The 17,583-nt window shown below is 49.8% G+C and carries 20 protein-coding genes; 10 read left to right on the forward strand and 10 right to left on the reverse strand.

Annotated features, from left to right (window positions below):
- Positions 1-136: 136 nt before the first annotated feature.
- Both ACJAZW_RS08540 and ACJAZW_RS08545 read left to right on the forward strand, forming a co-directional pair.
- Positions 137-877, forward strand: coding sequence for a DUF1223 domain-containing protein (locus ACJAZW_RS08540; RefSeq protein ID WP_415157056.1), 741 nt, complete (start codon positions 137-139; stop codon positions 875-877).
- A gap of 334 nt (positions 878-1,211) precedes the next feature.
- On the forward strand, positions 1,212-1,559 hold the full coding sequence (locus ACJAZW_RS08545) for a DUF2794 domain-containing protein (protein WP_415157094.1): 348 nt from the start codon (positions 1,212-1,214) through the stop codon (positions 1,557-1,559).
- A gap of 2 nt (positions 1,560-1,561) precedes the next feature.
- Here ACJAZW_RS08545 and rpiB read toward each other — a convergent pair whose 3' ends face one another.
- From rpiB to ACJAZW_RS08560, 3 genes are all read right to left on the reverse strand, one after another.
- Positions 1,562-1,993 (reverse strand): ribose 5-phosphate isomerase B, encoded by a 432-nt coding sequence (rpiB, locus tag ACJAZW_RS08550; RefSeq protein ID WP_415157058.1) that lies wholly within the window; start codon positions 1,991-1,993, stop codon positions 1,562-1,564.
- Positions 1,994-2,050: 57 nt separating this feature from the next.
- Positions 2,051-2,545 (reverse strand): GNAT family N-acetyltransferase, encoded by a 495-nt coding sequence (locus ACJAZW_RS08555; RefSeq protein ID WP_415157060.1) that lies wholly within the window; start codon positions 2,543-2,545, stop codon positions 2,051-2,053.
- 79 nt (positions 2,546-2,624) lie between these two features.
- Complete coding sequence (locus ACJAZW_RS08560) at positions 2,625-3,392, reverse strand: Bax inhibitor-1/YccA family protein (protein WP_415157062.1); 768 nt, start codon at positions 3,390-3,392, stop codon at positions 2,625-2,627.
- Between the two features lie 278 nt (positions 3,393-3,670).
- Between ACJAZW_RS08560 and thpR the strand changes: the two genes are divergently transcribed.
- Positions 3,671-4,210 (forward strand): RNA 2',3'-cyclic phosphodiesterase, encoded by a 540-nt coding sequence (gene thpR / locus ACJAZW_RS08565; protein ID WP_415157064.1) that lies wholly within the window; start codon positions 3,671-3,673, stop codon positions 4,208-4,210.
- Positions 4,211-4,281: 71 nt separating this feature from the next.
- Here thpR and ACJAZW_RS08570 read toward each other — a convergent pair whose 3' ends face one another.
- On the reverse strand, positions 4,282-4,743 hold the full coding sequence (locus ACJAZW_RS08570) for a low molecular weight protein-tyrosine-phosphatase (RefSeq protein ID WP_415157066.1): 462 nt from the start codon (positions 4,741-4,743) through the stop codon (positions 4,282-4,284).
- Between the two features lie 201 nt (positions 4,744-4,944).
- On the opposite strand from ACJAZW_RS08570, the gene ACJAZW_RS08575 reads away from it, so the two are divergent.
- The 3 genes from ACJAZW_RS08575 to rlmN all read left to right on the forward strand — a co-directional run bounded on the left by ACJAZW_RS08575 (position 4,945) and on the right by rlmN (position 7,402).
- On the forward strand, positions 4,945-5,472 hold the full coding sequence (locus tag ACJAZW_RS08575) for an invasion associated locus B family protein (RefSeq protein ID WP_415157068.1): 528 nt from the start codon (positions 4,945-4,947) through the stop codon (positions 5,470-5,472).
- Between the two features lie 75 nt (positions 5,473-5,547).
- On the forward strand, positions 5,548-6,069 hold the full coding sequence (locus ACJAZW_RS08580; protein ID WP_415157070.1) for an invasion associated locus B family protein: 522 nt from the start codon (positions 5,548-5,550) through the stop codon (positions 6,067-6,069).
- A 136-nt stretch (positions 6,070-6,205) separates the two neighbouring features.
- Complete coding sequence (gene rlmN, locus ACJAZW_RS08585; RefSeq protein ID WP_415157072.1) at positions 6,206-7,402, forward strand: 23S rRNA (adenine(2503)-C(2))-methyltransferase RlmN; 1,197 nt, start codon at positions 6,206-6,208, stop codon at positions 7,400-7,402.
- 21 nt (positions 7,403-7,423) lie between these two features.
- Here the strand turns inward: rlmN and ACJAZW_RS08590 are convergent, their stop codons facing one another.
- From ACJAZW_RS08590 to ACJAZW_RS08605, 4 genes are all read right to left on the reverse strand, one after another.
- Entirely contained in the window at positions 7,424-8,425 is a 1,002-nt protein-coding gene (locus ACJAZW_RS08590; protein ID WP_415157074.1) for a GlxA family transcriptional regulator, read from the reverse strand.
- Positions 8,426-8,428: 3 nt separating this feature from the next.
- Complete coding sequence (locus ACJAZW_RS08595; RefSeq protein WP_415157076.1) at positions 8,429-8,983, reverse strand: isochorismatase family protein; 555 nt, start codon at positions 8,981-8,983, stop codon at positions 8,429-8,431.
- A gap of 110 nt (positions 8,984-9,093) precedes the next feature.
- Positions 9,094-9,954, reverse strand: coding sequence for a 23S rRNA (adenine(2030)-N(6))-methyltransferase RlmJ (locus ACJAZW_RS08600; RefSeq protein WP_415157078.1), 861 nt, complete (start codon positions 9,952-9,954; stop codon positions 9,094-9,096).
- Positions 9,955-9,960: 6 nt separating this feature from the next.
- Complete coding sequence (locus ACJAZW_RS08605; RefSeq protein ID WP_415157080.1) at positions 9,961-10,623, reverse strand: LysE family translocator; 663 nt, start codon at positions 10,621-10,623, stop codon at positions 9,961-9,963.
- A 157-nt stretch (positions 10,624-10,780) separates the two neighbouring features.
- On the opposite strand from ACJAZW_RS08605, the gene ACJAZW_RS08610 reads away from it, so the two are divergent.
- Entirely contained in the window at positions 10,781-12,001 is a 1,221-nt protein-coding gene (locus ACJAZW_RS08610; RefSeq protein ID WP_415157082.1) for an argininosuccinate synthase, read from the forward strand.
- Positions 12,002-12,003: 2 nt separating this feature from the next.
- The gene (locus ACJAZW_RS08615) at positions 12,004-12,618 is read left to right on the forward strand and encodes a VOC family protein (protein WP_415157084.1); all 615 of its coding nucleotides are present in this window, start codon (positions 12,004-12,006) and stop codon (positions 12,616-12,618) included.
- Between the two features lie 201 nt (positions 12,619-12,819).
- On the opposite strand, the gene ACJAZW_RS08620 is transcribed toward ACJAZW_RS08615, so the two are convergent.
- Entirely contained in the window at positions 12,820-13,998 is a 1,179-nt protein-coding gene (locus tag ACJAZW_RS08620; protein ID WP_415157086.1) for a benzoate/H(+) symporter BenE family transporter, read from the reverse strand.
- A 182-nt stretch (positions 13,999-14,180) separates the two neighbouring features.
- On the opposite strand from ACJAZW_RS08620, the gene typA reads away from it, so the two are divergent.
- Positions 14,181-15,998 carry a translational GTPase TypA gene (typA, locus tag ACJAZW_RS08625; RefSeq protein ID WP_415157088.1) on the forward strand — a complete coding sequence of 606 codons (1,818 nt, stop codon included), beginning with the start codon at positions 14,181-14,183 and terminating at the stop codon, positions 15,996-15,998.
- Positions 15,999-16,021: 23 nt separating this feature from the next.
- Here typA and ACJAZW_RS08630 read toward each other — a convergent pair whose 3' ends face one another.
- Positions 16,022-16,504, reverse strand: a complete 483-nt coding sequence (locus tag ACJAZW_RS08630) for a hemerythrin domain-containing protein (protein WP_415157090.1) — start codon at positions 16,502-16,504, stop codon at positions 16,022-16,024.
- 232 nt (positions 16,505-16,736) lie between these two features.
- On the opposite strand from ACJAZW_RS08630, the gene ACJAZW_RS08635 reads away from it, so the two are divergent.
- Positions 16,737-17,583 (forward strand): cbb3-type cytochrome c oxidase subunit I (locus tag ACJAZW_RS08635; protein ID WP_415157092.1); only part of this gene is annotated, 847 nt, incomplete at its 3' end.

Raw genomic sequence — 17,583 nt, forward strand, 5'->3', positions numbered from 1 at the left:
TCACGTACAAAAGTACACTGCGCGCCAGTTCTCAAACGCCACCAATTTCGCTCAAGCCAGCCCCGTTTTTTGTGATCGCGAATTCGTTAGCGTGTGTGACTGGCAGGTGAGCCACATTTCGCCTATGACAAAAGCCATGAAAAAAATGATCTTACATTATGTGCTTGCGGCCACTTTGCTCCTTTTTGGTGGTGTGGCGTCCGTTGCGATGGAATTTAAAGCACAGCCAGTGGCTGTTTTAGAATTGTTCACCTCGCAAGGATGCTCGTCCTGCCCACCAGCGGATGAGATATTGGGCGAATTGGCGAAAGACAAAACGCTGATCACGCTCGCCTATCATGTGGATTATTGGAACTATATTGGCTGGGAAGACACGTTCAGCAAAAAAGAACATTCAGACCTGCAACGTCGCTACGCGCGCCAACGTGGTGAAAAACGCATCTATACGCCGCAAATGTTGATCAATGGCACGGTGGATGTTGTTGGCTCGCGGTTGGTTGACATCAAAAAAGCGATTGCAAATGCGCGGTTGGACGTGCGCGTGAACCTAAAAGCTGATGGCGAAATGCTGACGATTGACATTCCAATGGCGAGCAGTGACATCAAAGACGCGACGATTTGGTTGGTGCCGTTCATATCAAAAGCACAAGTAAATATTGAACGTGGTGAAAACCGTGGCCAATTGATCACCTATTCGTCAATTGTGCAAAAACGCCAATTGGTGGGCATGTGGTCACCAAATAAGGGCGTGGAGTTGCGCATTCCAATTCCCCAAATGATGGATGAGGGCGTGGATGGTTTGGCCGTTCTGGTGCAGGAGCGCACAGAAAATGGTTTACCTGGACGCATGTTGGGCGCGGCCTCGCTGTTGCGCTAAACCCACCCGATCAACTTCATATATATGAATAAAAAGAACCCCCAATTTGGAGATTGGGGGTTTTGTTTTGTACTCGCTGATTTTTGGGGGGCCGGCGCCTTGGAACTGCTCTTCGATTGGGGGCTAAAACAGTCCAAGGGCCGGGGTACTGGAGGCTATGACTAAGAATATAACCATGCATTCTGGCAACAAGTTGGACGAAATGTGACGATTTAGGGGCCTTTTGCAGCTTGTCTTAACCAATCTTTGGGGCAATCATGGCAAGATGTTAGTCGGAAAAGGAGGTTTGACTTTGACAGAATGTTCTTCACCAAAATCGCCAGTCCGACTTAAACTGGTTCATTCAAGTGATCATGTTCGCTCAAGCAAACCAAAAATCATTCCCGAAACTGTGGCTTTTGACCGTAAAGAGCTCTCCACCATCCTCAATGTTTATGGCCGCCAGGTCGCCCAAGGCGAATGGAAAGATTATGCGATTGATATGCTCAATGATCGTGCGGTGTTTTCGATTTTTAAACGGGCCAGCGAAATGCCGATTTTTCGGATCGAAAAGGACCCGAAATTACGCAAAAAACAGGGCATGTATCGGGTGGTTGGGCATGCAGGGCAGGTGCTCAAGCGTGGGCATGAATTACATCAGGTGTTACCGGTTTTGGATGGCGATATCGCGGCGGTGCGCTAATCTTAAATTTCTTCGATCTTTTGGATGCGTCTTTGGTGTCGACCGCCCTCAAATGGGGTGTTAAGCCAGATTTGAATGATGCTATCTAGTTCATCTTCAGCGATCATGCGTTCCCCAAGCGACAAAACATTTGCGTCATTGTGACGGCGTGCCATTTCGGCCGATAGGGCGTTCCAACACACTGCGCAGCGAATACCTGTGATTTTGTTCGCCGCAATCGCTTCGCCATTGCCAGAACCGCCCAGTACAATGCCTTTATCGCTGCTGCCCGATGCAACGGCTCTAGCTACAGGGAATATGAAATCCGGATAATCACATGATTCGTCGTTGAACGTGCCAAAATCTTCTACTTGGTGGCCCAGTGAGGTCAAAAAGGCTTTGATCTTTTCTTTGTATTGATAGCCTGCGTGATCGGATCCGATAGCGATTTTCATGAAACGTCCAGTGTTGTTGTTCAACTTGAGAAAGTCTTATCAACAAATGGAGTGAAGCTAAACCCGGCGCTGCATAATCGTGACCCCGTGCCATTTGCCGAATTTGTGGCCGACTTCTTCCAAATAGCCAACATCTTTAAACCCAAACTTTTTGTGTAAGCCAATGGATGCCTTTGCATCGTCGGCGATCATGGCAATGGCGAGGTGAAAGTCTGGATTTACATCCAATGTGGCCAGCAAATTTTGCATCAGCGCGCCACCAATTCCTTGGCCATGGGCATTGGGTTGCACATATATCGTGACTTCGCTGGTGTGTTTATAGGCCTGTTTTGGCCGGTAAGCGCTGGCATAGGCAAAGCCAAGCACCTGGTTTAGCGCACTGAGCGCCACAAGCACGGGATATTTCCTATCTTGAAGCAGCTCCAGCTTTTCACGCATTTGGTCAATTGTGGGTGGTTCAAGATCGAACGTGATGGCGGTGGTTTTCACATAGTGTGCATAAAGGTCGGTGACCGCGCTTAGGTTTGTTAATTGGAATGGTGCGATCTGCATTTGTATTTTCCATAAAAAAGGCCCCGCACAATGTACGAGGCCAATTGTTATTTTCAAAGCCCTAATGGGCAATGCCTGCTTAGTTGCGGTTGCCGAACAAGCGAAGCAACATGATGAACAGGTTGATGAAATCAAGGTAAAGTCTTAAAGCGCCCATGAGCATTTTCTTGCCCATCGTGTCAGCGCCATCGCTTTCCAGATACATCATTTTGATTTGTTGCGTGTCGTAAGCGGTCAAGCCAACAAACACCAACACACCGATCACGGAGATGGCAAAGGCCAACATACCAGATTGGAAGAACATGTTGACGATTGAAGCGATGATGATGCCGATTAGGCCCATCATCAGGAATGAACCCATGCCGGTTAGGTCACGTTTTGTGGTGTAACCATAAAGGCTCATCGCACCGAACGTACCTGCAGTAATGAAGAATACGCGGGCGATTGATCCACCTGTATATTGTAAGAAGATCGAGGAGAGCGAGAGGCCCATTGCCACAGCAAATCCCCAAAATACAAGTTGGGCGGTGGCGAATTTCATTTTGTTGATGCCCAAGCTTAGGCCAAAGACGAAGGCCAATGGCGCAAACATAATGACATAGACAAGCGGCGCGCTGTAGAGGGTGGCGCCCAGTTGGGTAAGATACTGGCTGCCCATTTGTGCAACAGCCAATTCGGGATTGGTTGTTGTGGATAGGGATGCCAAGAAAAAAGCAACGACGCCGGTAATGCCAAGCGCAATGCTCATATAGTTATAAACACCCAGCATGTAGCTGCGTAGACCCTCATCGATTACGGCCTGAGCGCCGCCGTGAGTGGCCGATGTTTGACGATCATATTGTGCCATTGATGAAAACCTCTTTATCAAATGTAGCATTTTGCGCAGCTTTGAACGCTGGCTACGCGGTTCATTGACTAATATGGCAATGGAAAGTGGAAAATACAAGGCAGATATATGTTAAATTTGAGCAAGGTTCACTTGGAAAGATAAAATAAAACAACACGTTGGTTCGCTTGTGCTGTAATGCCACAAGTTCATGATACGAATCATGGTAGCTTCTGGCCACTGCTGCTGCATTTAAAGCGTCAAAAAGCGTGGACTTTCGTTGCAAGAAGTGAGGTTTTATGCCGCGTCTGTTTACCGGCTTAGAAATACCAGATGATGTTTCGTTTGCGCTTTCGCTCAAACGCGGCGGGCTTGGACATTCGCGCTGGATTGATCCGATCAATTATCACATCACCCTGCGCTATATTGGCGATGTGGACATTCAAATGGGCAACGCTGTGGCCAATTGCTTGGATAAATTTCATTTAGAGCCGCCATTCAAGGTCACGATCAATCATCTTGGGGTTTTCGGGGGAAGCCGGCCCCGCGCACTATATGCGGGGCTTCAACCCTGCGCTGCGCTGGATAATTTGCAGTCTGCACATGAAAGGGCGTTGCACAAATTGGGGCTGCCGTCGGATGGGCGAAAATATACGCCGCACGTCACTTTGGCCCGGCTTAAGGGGGTGAGTGCTAAAGACGTCGCTCTCCACATTGAACAGGCTGGGGCGTTCGTTTCTCTTTGTTTTACAATTGATCAGTTCGCTTTGTATTCGGCTAAAGATTCGGTGGGTGGCGGGCCGTATGTGGTTGAAGAGCGCTACGATTTGGCAGGTTGAGTCTCATAATTGATATAATTGGTCCCGGATCACGTCCGGGACGGTGCGAGAACAAAACTCGACATAGCTGATTAAATTCGCAGCGCCTTTAGTAGCCCGTCACTTGCCGCTTCGATTAAATCAAGCACGGTTTCAAAACCTTGATCTCCGCCATAATAGGGGTCTGGGACTTCTAGGGTCAAAGACGACTGGTAATTCAGAAATAAATCAATTTTGGCATTTGAGCCTTTTGGCGCCATGGCTTTAAGATCAGAGAGATTTTGTTTGTCCATGGCAAGAATGAGATCAAAATCCTCAAAATCGGATTGACTGACGGCGCGGGCACGTAAAGTTGACAGGTCGTAACCGCGTCGTTTGGCATGGGCTGTGGCCCGCTGATCGGGCGAATTGCCCACATGCCATGCACCAGTTCCTGCGCTATCAATTGTTAAATCAGTGCGCCCGGCTGCGATGGCTTTTTGGGCAAATACGGCATGTGCTGTGGGAGAGCGACAAATATTGCCAAGGCAAACAAATAGAATTGATTGGGTCAAAGCGCGTGGGTTTCCCGGTTTTGTTAGGACTTCATTCACCTTGAAGGGTGAAACAAGAGAAAAGCTTTGGCAAGCGCCAAAATGCTGCCCAATTTTGGGCTATGTTGGCATTTGTATAAAATGCTGTAAATTTTTGCAGCTTGGTAACTTCGTTGGCGGATAATGATGCGGGAAGCGGGTATTGTGGACAGGAACCCAGAGATGATGACGGCAAAAAATATGAAAAAATTCGCAATGGCGGCTGGACTTGCTGCGCTCGCAACTTTTGCAGTTGTAGGTGGCGCCGAGGCCGCGACCAAGATAGGGACTTTTAAGTTCTGGACAGCGTGGACAGACAATGATGCAACGGGCAAGATTTGCTATATTTCGGCGACACCGAAAGACAGCCAACCCACCAATGTAAATCGTGGTCCGATTCATTTTTTGGTGACCCATCGCATGGCGAACAAGCAAAAAAACGAAGTTGCGACCATGATCGGTTATCCCTACAAGGAAAATGCAGAGGCTTCAGCCACTATTGATGGTAAAGCCTATCCAATGGTCACTGATCCGAAATTGCAAGCGGGCTGGCTTTATAAAGAACATGAAAACGGCTTTGTTGACGCAATGAAGCGGGGCTCCGAAATGGTTGTTCGTGGCATATCATCTCGCGGTACACGCACCACCGACACATATTCATTGTCCGGGGTCACCGCTGCAATGAATGAGATCGATAAAGTGTGCAAATAGAAATTGATGCATAGGTGTTGGTTTTGTGGTTTAGTGCCGCGAACCAACCGTCTCCAACATAGTTTGCCTGTTTTTATGCGCCGCACAATTGTCAAAATTTTACTTTTTTTGAGCTTCGCGCTGGTCGCCCTTTTGCCCCAAGGCGCGGTTGCGCAATCTGTGCAATCGCTTGGCGAGTTCAAAGCTTGGTCTGCCTATTCGACCACAAGGTCTGCAACCCCATTTTGCTTTGTCCATTCCAAACCAATTTCGGTAGAACCAGAATTGGCGGGCGTGGAGCAAGCCTATTTCTATGTCACCCATCGCCCCAGCGAGCGGCTGTCATATGAGATGAATTTGGTTGCAGGGTTTGAGTTCGGCATTGACAGTTTGGCAACCGCGCGTATTGGGGGCAGCAGTTATTCCTTGTTCACCCAGGAAGATGCGGCATGGCTTGAAGACCCGAGCCTGTCCGGTGAAATGGCGTCTGCCATGCGGCGCGGCTCGACGATGGAAATTGAAGGCATTAACAAGCAGGGTGCGCGGGTGATATTGACATTCTCATTGTCAGGTGCCACCGCATCAATGCGCAAAATTGACAGTGCCTGCAATCAATAGATTATGCCTGTTTTTCGCAAAGATGTTGGTATTTTCACCAAGCATGTGATAGGTGGGCCAACTCAGAATTTTTAAACGCGAGTTCAGAAGAACCTATTCTGTAAAAGGAATGGGTGATCGCGTAGTTGGTGAACAAATGGCTATTACCCTTGATTTGGCCGCTGCAAAAGCTGCCGCACCCAAAAAGCAATCCCTGATTGGTATGGACCGCGCGCAATTGAGCCAAGCTTTGGCCCTGCTCGGTTTGCCCGACAAGCAAATCCGCATGCGCGTGACGCAATTGTGGAATTGGCTTTATGTGAACGGGGTTACCGATTTTGACGATATGCTCAATATTTCCAAGGGCCTACGCGAACAGCTCAAAGAACGGTTTGTTTTAAACCGACCCGAAATCGTTTCAGAACAGGTTTCAAGCGATGGCACCCGCAAGTGGTTGTTTCGGTTTACCGATCCTGAACAGCCCAACATGCCGCCGGTTGATGTGGAAACAGTATATATCCCGGAAGAAGATCGCGGCACATTGTGTGTGTCCTCGCAAGTTGGCTGCACCCTGACCTGTCCGTTTTGTCATACGGGCACGCAAAAACTGGTGCGCAATCTCACAGCTGGCGAAATTGTGAGCCAAGTGTTGATGGCGCGCGCGCGGTTGGGCGATTATGCGGGCGGTACGCGGCCAACGGATGGCGTTATTCCAAAGGAAGGCCTGCGCACGGTCACCAATGTGGTGATGATGGGCATGGGCGAGCCATTGTATAACTATGAAAACGTCAAGCAGGCGATGTTGTTGATGGCGGACGGGGAAGGAATTTCCTTGTCCAAACGCCGGATTACATTGTCGACGTCGGGCGTGGTGCCCGAAATGGCCAAAATCGGCGAAGAAGCTGGTGTAATGCTGGCGATTTCGCTGCACGCAGTGCGCGATGAATTGCGCGATATTTTGGTGCCGATCAACAAAAAGTACCCACTAGCTGAATTGCTCGACGCTTGTCGCAATTATCCGGGCGTTTCCAACGCGAGACGGATCACGTTTGAATATGTGATGCTTAAAGGGGTCAATGATTCCATCGCCGACGCGAAAGCGCTGGTGAAATTGCTTGATGGCATTCCAGCTAAAATCAATCTTATTCCGTTTAACCCTTGGCCGGGTTCAGAATATGAGTGCTCAAGCTGGTCGCAGATCGAAAAGTTTGCCGATGTGGTGAATATTGCAGGTTATGCCAGCCCGGTGCGCACGCCCCGTGGCCGGGATATTTTTGCAGCGTGTGGGCAATTAAAGTCGGAAAGCGAACGCATGACGAAAAAAGACCGTGACGCTTTGCAGGCTGCGCAGTAGTTTTTTGGAAATTGTAGCGTCCTAATTATCCAACTGGTTTTGTCGCCATTGGGTGGGGGATAATTGATGATGTTTTTGCCAAGCGCGTCGGAAATGTCGCGATGAGCCGAATCCCAAATCGCCCACCAAACGTTCGATTTGCGTGTTCTGTGCGCGCAGGGCGTTTTCGGCGATGGCAATCCGTAAACCATTGACATAGTCGGGCACCGAAAGCCCGGTTTCATTGTTGAACAGGCGGGAAAAATGTCGCTCGCTCATATGGGCTTCACGGGCGAGGGTTTTAACGTCCCAAATGGCGGTTGGGTCTTGTGCAATGAGGTCTTGCACTCTGTGCACTGTTGGGTGCAAATGGCTGCGGCCTTGCAGCCAAGGCGATAATTGGGGGTCATTGCCGCTACGTCTTGCATAGATCACCATATGTTTGGCGATGGCGGCGGCAAAGCCAATGCCCAGTTTTTGCCCCACAATATGCAACATCAAGTCTGTGCCGGATGTAATCCCTGCGCTGGTGAAGCGGTTTCTGTCTTGTGTGAACAGTCGGTTTTCCTCAACTTTGAGGCGCGGGCTGATGGAGCGTAATTCTTCGAGACAATCATGATGGGTGGTGCACTGATAACCGTCGAGCAAGCCCGCGCGCGCGGCCAAAATTGCGCCGCTGCACACGGTGAGCAACATTTGGTGTTCAGTGAATGTGGCACGTAGCCAGTTTACAATCAGCTGTTTGTCATTTGCTGTTTCGTTCGTCGTTGGTAAGTTTGCATCGCCCAAAATCTCATTGGTGCTGCCTGAAACCAACAGGATATCACCTGGTGCCAGCTCTTTCGGCACAGGGGAAATGCCCGTAAGGGGTAAACCAACTGAAGTGAGCATCTCAGTGTGCGGTGCGATGAATTCCACATCAAAATGGATTTTGTCTTGAACCCTATTGGCGCAACGCAACACTTCGGCGGGGCCGGCAAAGTCGAGCATCAGCGGCACAGGTGCCAGCAAAATATAGACCTTGATGTGTTGCGTTGCGACCATGAGTTAGGCTTTCATGTGAGCGATGGCATCATCAACAGATCGGATGGTGGCAAAACGGCCAGACAACACTGTTTCAGTGCGGTGCTTGATCAGGTTAGCTGTGAGCGTGCTGCCGTCAGGATGTTGCATATCAAAGGTCAGGGTCGCGTCGGTGACGTAGTTGACCTTATAGCCAATATCGGAGCCATGGCGGGTGGTGGTTTCGCAGCATTGCTCGGTGCGAATGCCACAGATGGTGATCTCATTGATGCCATTTTCCTTGAGCCAAATATCAAGATTTGTGCCTGCAAAAGCCGAGTGACGATGCTTTTCAATTATGGTCTTTGGGTTCAGTTTAATCGGGGCAAGGGTTTTGATGTTGCCCGAGGCTTTGGAGAACGCGCCTGTGGGTTCAATGTGAAAAATCTGCACAATCGGCACATTGGCAGAAACAGCACCATCGATCAGTTTTTGGGTGTTCTGAATAAAGTCTGGCAAGTATTTTTCTTGAAAATAGTCGCGCTTTGGAAAGCTTTCTTGTACATCAATAACAAGAAGTGCGTGTTTGGTTTGGGACATGATCGGCCTTTCACATGAGGTAAGTGTGAAGGCAATGTAGGCCCGATATCAAGAGGATTATATGCACCAAGTGGCCATACCTAGGACAATTTAGGACAAATGATGAGGGATCAATTCTTTTCGTCTTCGTTGTAAATCCAGTCGATTTCGAACTTGCCTTTGCCTTCTGGGGCGAAAATTGGCTGCAGTTCTGTAAAGATAAAGTTTAGTTCTTTTATCAGCGTAAAAGGCGGGTTGACCACGATCATGCCGGTGCCATGCAGGCTTGGGGGATTGGTGGATTTGGCGATATTAAATTCAATCCGCAGCACTTTTTTGATGCCGGTATCATAGAGCTGGGTGGCGAAGGTTTCAATTTGTGCCACGTCTTTAATTGGGTACCAAAGGGCATAAGTGCCGGTGCTGAACCGCTTATGTGCGCGGAACAGCCCGGAGGCCATGCGGGTAAATTCTTGCGGTTTTTCAAATGGTGGATCAACCAGAATGACGCCGCGTTTTTCTTTTGGCGGCATATGGGCCACCAGCGCCTGCCATCCATCCAACTCAATCGCCTTGACTTGGTGATCGCCTTCAAAATGGGCTTTGAGTTTGATTGCATCCCGTGGGTGCAATTCGGTTGCTGTTAGCCGATCCTGCTCGCGCAGCAATTTGCGGGCAAGCAAAGGCGATCCTGGATACAGCTTTAGTGTTCCAGAAGAATTCAGGCCCTCAATCACGTCCAAATATGGCTTGATGAGCGCGTTCAATTCTTTTGAACGATCTGCGTCCATTAGCGCTTGGATTCCTTGTTTCCATTCAGGCGAACGGTGGGATTCGTCGCTGGATAGGTCATAAAGGCCAGTCCCTGCGTGGGTATCCAACACCCGAAACCCTTTTTCCTTATTTTGCATGTAGCAAATGATGCGCGTTAGGATGATGTGCTTGATGACGTCAGCAAAGTTACCTGCGTGAAAGGCGTGGCGGTAGTTCATAAGAGGCTAATGTCTCGCTTGAGCGGTTAGGATAATGGCGGCAAAGCTGGCGAACACTGCGGCGAAGCCGTAATTCATTGCTCGGCCAATCCATTTGGACTTTGTCAATGCGACTGCCAACCGGTCTGCGCTATAGATCATTGCAATCAACATGGGTAGGGAAATTAAATTGAACAATATGCCCAAGCTGAACAGTTTGTAGGCTGCATTGGGGTCGGCGCTGCTGACGAACTGGGGGAGAAATGTGATGAAAAACAGCACGACTTTCGGGTTCAATAAATTGATGCCCAAACCCGTCCAATAGCTTTTTATCAGTTTTGGTGGAACCGCGTTTTTGCTGTCTGACAGTGAAAAATTGTGCCCGGCGCGGATGGCGGAAAAAGCAAGCCAAAGCAAATATAGAGCGCCGACAACTTTTAGAACCAGAAAGGCGATCGGCGCGGTTGTGATCAGAACCGAAACACCAAAAACGACAAAAGCGGTGTGGATCAAAATCCCGGTCATGGCCCCAAGCAGGGAAACCACGCCGTGAATACGGCCAAAATTAATCGCGCGCGACAAAAATAGGGCCATGTCGGGTCCCGGCGTAATCGCCAAAACAATTGCGGCCACGCCAAACGCGGCCAACATTGGCCATTCAGGCAAAAATATCGAAATCAGATCGGACATGCATGAGTTCCTTTGGGTGCGTGAAAACTGACCCGAAGTTTGGATATATGAAACAAGAATTGGACGTTTGTCTAGCAAAATGACATTGCACCTTGGCCGTGCTTTGCCATATGGTGCGAAAAATCCTTTTCAAACCTGAACAAAGACAGCGTTTTTCATGAGCAAAGACATCAATAAAGTTGTGCTCGCCTATTCGGGCGGACTTGATACCTCGATCATTTTGAAATGGCTAAAAGTCGCTTATGATTGCGAAGTGGTGACTTTTACCGCTGACCTTGGTCAGGGCGAAGAGTTGGAACCGGCCCGCAAAAAAGCCGAGCTGATGGGCATCAAAGAAATCTATATTGAAGATGTGCGCGAAGAATTTGTGCGCGACTTTGTGTTCCCCATGTTCCGGGCCAACGCGCTTTATGAAGGTGTTTACTTGCTCGGCACCTCGATTGCCCGGCCCTTGATTTCAAAACGTTTGGTCGAGATTGCGCACATGGTTGGCGCAGATGCGATTTCGCATGGTGCGACGGGCAAAGGCAATGACCAAGTGCGCTTTGAACTCAGCGCTTATGCGCTTGATCCAAGCATTAAGGTGATTGCGCCTTGGCGCGAGTGGGATTTGCAATCACGCACCAAGTTGCTTGAATTCGCCGAGCAACATCAAATTCCGGTGCCAAAAGACAAGCGCGGCGAAGCCCCGTTCTCGGTTGATGCGAACCTGTTGCACACTTCATCTGAAGGCAAGGTGCTTGAAGACCCAGCCGATATTGCGCCTGAATATGTTTATCAGCGCACCGTGAACCCAGAAGACGCGCCAGACAAGCCTGAAATCATCAGTGTTGGTTTTGAAAAGGGCGATGCGGTTTCGGTCAATGGCGAGAAAATGAGCCCGGCGACTGTTTTAACAAAGCTCAACGAGCTTGGCGGCAAGCACGGCATTGGCCGTTTGGATTTGGTCGAGAACCGCTATGTGGGTATGAAGTCACGCGGCATTTACGAAACACCGGGCGGCACGATTTTGTTGGCGGCGCACCGTGGTATCGAATCGATCACGCTGGATCGGGGCGCGGCGCATCTCAAGGATGAGCTGATGCCACGCTATGCCGAGCTGATTTATAATGGTTTTTGGTATTCGCCAGAGCGCGAAATGTTGCAAGCTTTGATCGATAATAGCCAAGAAATGGTGGCCGGTGAGGTGACCTTGAAACTTTATAAGGGGAGTGCAAATGTTATCGCACGCTCATCACCATATTCTTTGTACTCCGAAGATTTGGTGACCTTTGAAGAAGGGTCTGGCACCTACGACCACAACGATGCGCAAGGCTTTATCAAATTAAATGCGTTGCGGCTGAAGACTTTCGCCGCGCGCAAAATGATCAAGTTCTAAGCATGTTAAAGCTCGATCATATTGCGCTCGGCGCGAATGATCTGACTGCATCTAGTGAAGCGCTCAGCCAAAAGCTGGGCGTTTTGCCGTTTGGGGGTGGGGAACATGAATTGTTTGGCACCCACAATAAATTATGGCGGATCGAGGCTGCGGGCTATCCGATCTATCTGGAGCTTATCGCTGCAAACCCGGAAGCTGATCCAAAACGGTCACGCTGGTTCGGGTTGGACAGGCCTTTCGTTGGCGAAGATATTGAATTGCTGGGTTTTGTCGCCAGCACATCAAATATTGATCGCGCCATTCAAAAAAAGCCATTCGACCAGTTTGAAGTTATCGATGTAACACGCGGTGCGCTTTCGTGGCGATTTGGGCTGAACAGAGATGGGTCCTTGGCCGCAAATGGCGCACTGCCTTATCTGATTGAATGGCAAGGTGAGCGCCACCCGCTGGACGGTGTTTTGAGCCAACATATTGAACTGCGCTCGGTCGCAGGGCGGGAGCTAGAAACGCTGGATCTTGATTGGCCATGTCTAGTGCGCGCCGAATCTGAGCATAATTTATCGGTCGAATTTGTTTCAGCAGCGGGCAAGGCTTTGCGTTTTACCCGGCGGCCGTAAAGGTGTGTAGGTCTTGTTTTGGTCTACGCAAAAACTCTCGTAAGCCCAGGAAATCAAGGGATTGGTATCTATTTGGTTCTCTTGTCAGGGAGGGGGGAGCTGTGCAATATCGCGCCGCATCTTTGATGCATTGTGAACTCCCTTGTTGCTATGTGATGGCTTTAAGGGGAACTTGCCCCGAGGCTTTGCTTCGGGGCCCTTTTATTTCTGGGTGCTGAATTTTGAGGCAGCCAAAATGGCAATGCCTGCAATCAATCCCCAAAATGCGCCGGATATGCCAAAAAAACCAACCCCTGATGCGGTAATGAGAAATGTTACGGCTGCAGCATGGCGTTGCTTTTCATTATTTAAGGCGCCATATGCCGCCGCCGAAAAAGCACCGACAAGGGCAAGGCCTGCGACAGCTTCCACCAAGATCGTTGGGGCAAGCGCGATGAATGTGATCGCAACGCCGGCAAATATGCCGAAGATGACATAAACCACACCAGTGATGATGGCGGCCCAATAGCGTTTGTCTTTGTCTGGATGGGCATCGGGGCTGGCGCACATGGCGGCCGTGATGGCAGCCAGATTGATTGCGTGGCTGCCAAAGGGGGCAGCTAGCAAAGAGAAAAATCCGGTCATGGTGAAAAGTGGCCCGGCGGGGGTTTGATAGTGATTGGCTTTGAGCACGGCCATGCCCGGGATATTTTGTGATGCCATGGTGACGATGTATAAAGGCAAGCCCAGCGAGATAATGGCTGAGATGTCAAATATTGGGGCGGTGAACACCATTTCAGGCAAAACTGAATCTGCGAGTTGGCTCAAGGTGTCTGCCGGGAGCTCCACACCAAATATAATGACCAGCACGAAGGCCAAAAGCGCGGCTGGGACGGCCATTAATTTGTTGAAAAATCCGACGATCAGCCACGCCAGTGCAATCGGTAAGCCTAGGATTGGGTTAAAATCAATCGCTTTGATGGGCGCAAAACATAGGGGCAACAAAATACCTGCGAGCATGGCGTTGGCCAGCGACACGGGCAACCGCTCTACCGCACGGCCAAAGGGGCGCCAAACGCCAGAGATGATAATCAATGCCGCGCAAAACAAGAACGCCCCCGTCGCGGCACCAAACCCGCCGGAAAGCTGGCCTGAGCTGGCCAACAACGCCGCGCCGGGGGTGGACCAGGCGACCGAAATGGGCATCTTGCGTTGTGCGCTGAGAATGATGGCACATATGCCCATGGCGATGCACATGGCGGTTAACCCGCTGGCCGCTTGCTCTGGGCTCGCGCCCACAGCAAACAGGCCCTGCAGCACAATGGCAAATGAACTTGAAAAACCGACAAATCCAGTGATCAGCCCCATTATGAGGGCTTGAGGTGAAAAATCGCGCAGCATGGTTTGAACTCAGAAGGCAAGAATGAATGAGCAGCTTAGCCACGGCTTTTGCGATTGCAAGCCCGAAAATTAGGCAAAAGCTACGGTTTCAGCCCGTTTTGTGAATTAAAACTTGCCCTTTTGCCCGTTCGCCCTTAAAGCACCGCCAAGAGATGAAATCCCTTTTAGATTGGAACTTAATAATGGCTTTGCGCAATATCGCCATCATCGCGCACGTTGACCACGGTAAAACGACGCTTATCGACGTGTTGTTGAAGCAGTCCGGCTCATTTCGTGACAACCAACGTGTAGAAGAACGCGCGATGGACAGTAACGATTTGGAGCGTGAGCGTGGCATTACCATTTTGGCGAAGGTAACTTCGGTAAATTGGAAAGACACACAGATCAATATCGTTGACACACCGGGACATGCCGACTTTGGCGGCGAAGTTGAGCGGATCCTGAACATGGTGGATGGCGCGATCATTTTGGTTGATGCGGCTGAAGGCCCAATGCCACAGACAAAGTTCGTTCTGGGTAAAGCGCTAAAAATTGGTTTGAAGCCAATCGTGGCGATCAACAAGATTGATAAGTCTGATGAGCGCCACGAAGAAGTCTTGGACGAGATTTTCGACTTGTTTGTGTCTTTGGACGCGAACGAAGAACAGCTCGATTTTAAAGTACTTTACGGTTCTGCCAAGCAGGGTTGGATGGCTGAAGAGCCAACGGGCCCACAAGAAAGTATGACCCCGCTTTTGGATATGGTGCTTGATCATGTGGAAGAGCCGCATGTTGAACCCGGTCCGTTCCGGATGTTGGCGACAACCATTGAATCTAACCCGTTCTTGGGTCGGATTTTGACCGGCCGAGTGTTGTCAGGTTCTATTAAGCCAAATGATCCAGTGCATGCTTTGTCTAACGATGGCAAAATTATCGAACGTGGTCGTATTTCAAAGGTTCTCAGCTTTAAGGGTCTTGAGCGCGAACCGGTTGATGAAGCAAATGCTGGCGATATTGTTGCAATCTCTGGTTTGGTGACCGCAACAGTTGCGGACACAATTGCTGCACCGGGTGTAACTGAAGCGTTACAAGCGCAACCAATTGATCCACCAACATTGTCCATGGCGTTCCGTGTGAATGACGGGCCGCTGGCAGGTCAAGAAGGCGATAAAGTTCAGTCCCGTGTTATCCGCGACCGCTTGTATGCGGAAGCTGAGGGCAATGTGGCGCTCAAAGTAACTGACGGCGAAGATGGCGAAAGTTACGAAGTGGCCGGCCGTGGCGAATTGCTTTTGTCCGTTCTCATTGAGACCATGCGTCGCGAAGGCTTTGAATTGTGCCTTGGTCGCCCAAAAGTGGTTTATCGCGAAGAAAACGGTCAAAAACTTGAGCCGATCGAAGAAGTCATCATCGATGTGGACGAAGAATATTCTGGTCCCGTTGTGCAAAAACTTGCAGAACGCAAGGGTGATTTGATCGAGATGAAACCATCTGGTGGCGGGCGTACGCGGCTTGTATTCTATGTGCCAACACGCGGTTTGATCGGCTATCAGCCTGAATTGCTTTCTGACACACGCGGCACGGCGATCTTTAACCGGGTATTTCATGAATATGCACCGTTCCGGGGCAAAATGCAGGGCCGTCGCACGGGCGTTCTGATTTCGAACGGCAACGGCAAATCGGTGCCATTTGCGATGTTCAACTTAGAAGATCGTGGCCCAATGATCATTGAGCCGGGCGTTGATGTTTATGAAGGCATGATTGTTGGTGAACATTCACGCGGCAACGATTTGGAAGTCAACGTATTGAAGGGCAAACAGCTCACCAATATGCGCGCTTCTGGTAAAGACGAAGCTGTAAAACTGACCACACCAAAGAAAATGTCTTTGGAGCAGGCTTTGTCCTATATTGCTGATGATGAGTATGTGGAAGTGACGCCCAAAAGCATTCGGATCCGGAAAATTAGCTTGGGCTCGAATGATCGTAAGCGGGCATCAAGGGCTGCTGCGAAATCAGTTTGAAGCTAACCGAAATCGTTAGCAGATTATTTGGCGGCGCCGGGTGTTTCATCTGGCGCCGTTTTTTTGTTGGTGCGTAGTGGTTTTGCCAGTTCGGCTTCGAACGCCATGTGGCGCCTTAGGCTCTCAAAAAAACCGCGCAGCATATAGCCAGTGGCATCGGCGGTTTGTAGCTGCTTGCCTTGCCCGTAAGAGATCAACACATCGCGCACTTCTTCGCCAAAGCACCTATCTTCGTAATGCTCTGAACGCAATCGATCAAAATTCAGCGTGTGGTCCAATTTGCCATGGTGATATTGAGCCAAAGCTGGGTAGAGCTCTTCTTCTTCAAAACGGTGTGCTTTTTGAAGGATAGACTCGATTGCGCGTGCGGTGGTTGCACAAATCTGTCGATCAATATTATCGGGCAAACCGTCCGCGATCTCTTCTAATCGGTCGCAGAGCGCCGATTTGTCATGATGGCATTTGCGCAACTGCGCGACCAAATCGCTATTCTTGTAGTGGGCCATTTGGCACATAGCTCTTTCATTTCGCGCGTATTTGAGCCCATGTTACAGGTTCGCACTCAATTTCGCTCGCTGCTGTTCGTTTGATGTGAGACATTTGGACACAAGCGACATTGTGTAACCTTGACCTAGATCAACGAAGGTTGTTTCAAATGAAACTATATTGTAGTTTGGCCGCGAAGAGGGTTGCAACTTTACTTTTAAGGCCGACGGCGAGAATTATTGCGGGGGAAATATGAAGAATTTAGGCTGGACCATTGTATTGGGATTGGCGGCGCTGACCGCTGTCCTTGCTGCCGCTTTTGGGCAGGACCAACTTTATCGAACACATGCTTGGATTTTGGCCGGCACGATGACCATCGGTGCGATTATCATGTTGCGCCGTGTGGGTGTTGTTGGTGAGGGGCCAATCGATAAATCAGGTTATTTGGATGATCCCATTAAATATGGGGTTGTATTGACCACCTTTTGGGGGTGTGTTGGGTTTACGATTGGGGTGATCGCTGCGCTGCAGCTGGCGTTTCCCGAATTCAATATAGAACCATTTTTCAATTTTGGCCGGGTTCGGCCCGTGCACACTTCTGCGGTGGTTTTTGCCTTTGGCGGCACCGCGCTGATTACCTCAAGCCTTTATGTGGTGCAACGTACATGCCAGACGCGTCTGGTTTCGGACACGCTCACCTGGTTCGTATTTTGGGGGTACCAGCTGTTTATCGTTATGGCGGCCACCGGGTACTTGCTCGGTTCGACCCAAGGCCGTGAATATGCAGAGCCTGAATGGTATGTTGATATCTGGCTAACCATTGTGTGGGTTGGTTATCTTGTTTTGTTCATGGGCACCCTGATCAAACGAAAAGAGCCACACATTTATGTAGCAAACTGGTTCTATCTGGCCTTTATTTTCACGATTGCTTTGCTGCATGTGGTCAATAACCTTGCTGTGCCTGTGTCATTCTTAGGGTCTAAAAGTTATTCACTGTTTGCCGGTGTTCAAGATGCACTGACCCAATGGTGGTACGGCCACAATGCGGTTGGCTTCTTCCTGACCGCTGGGTTCTTGGGCATGATGTACTATTTTTTGA

The organism is Maritalea sp., assembly GCF_047634455.1.
GTDB lineage: Bacteria > Pseudomonadota > Alphaproteobacteria > Rhizobiales > Devosiaceae > Maritalea.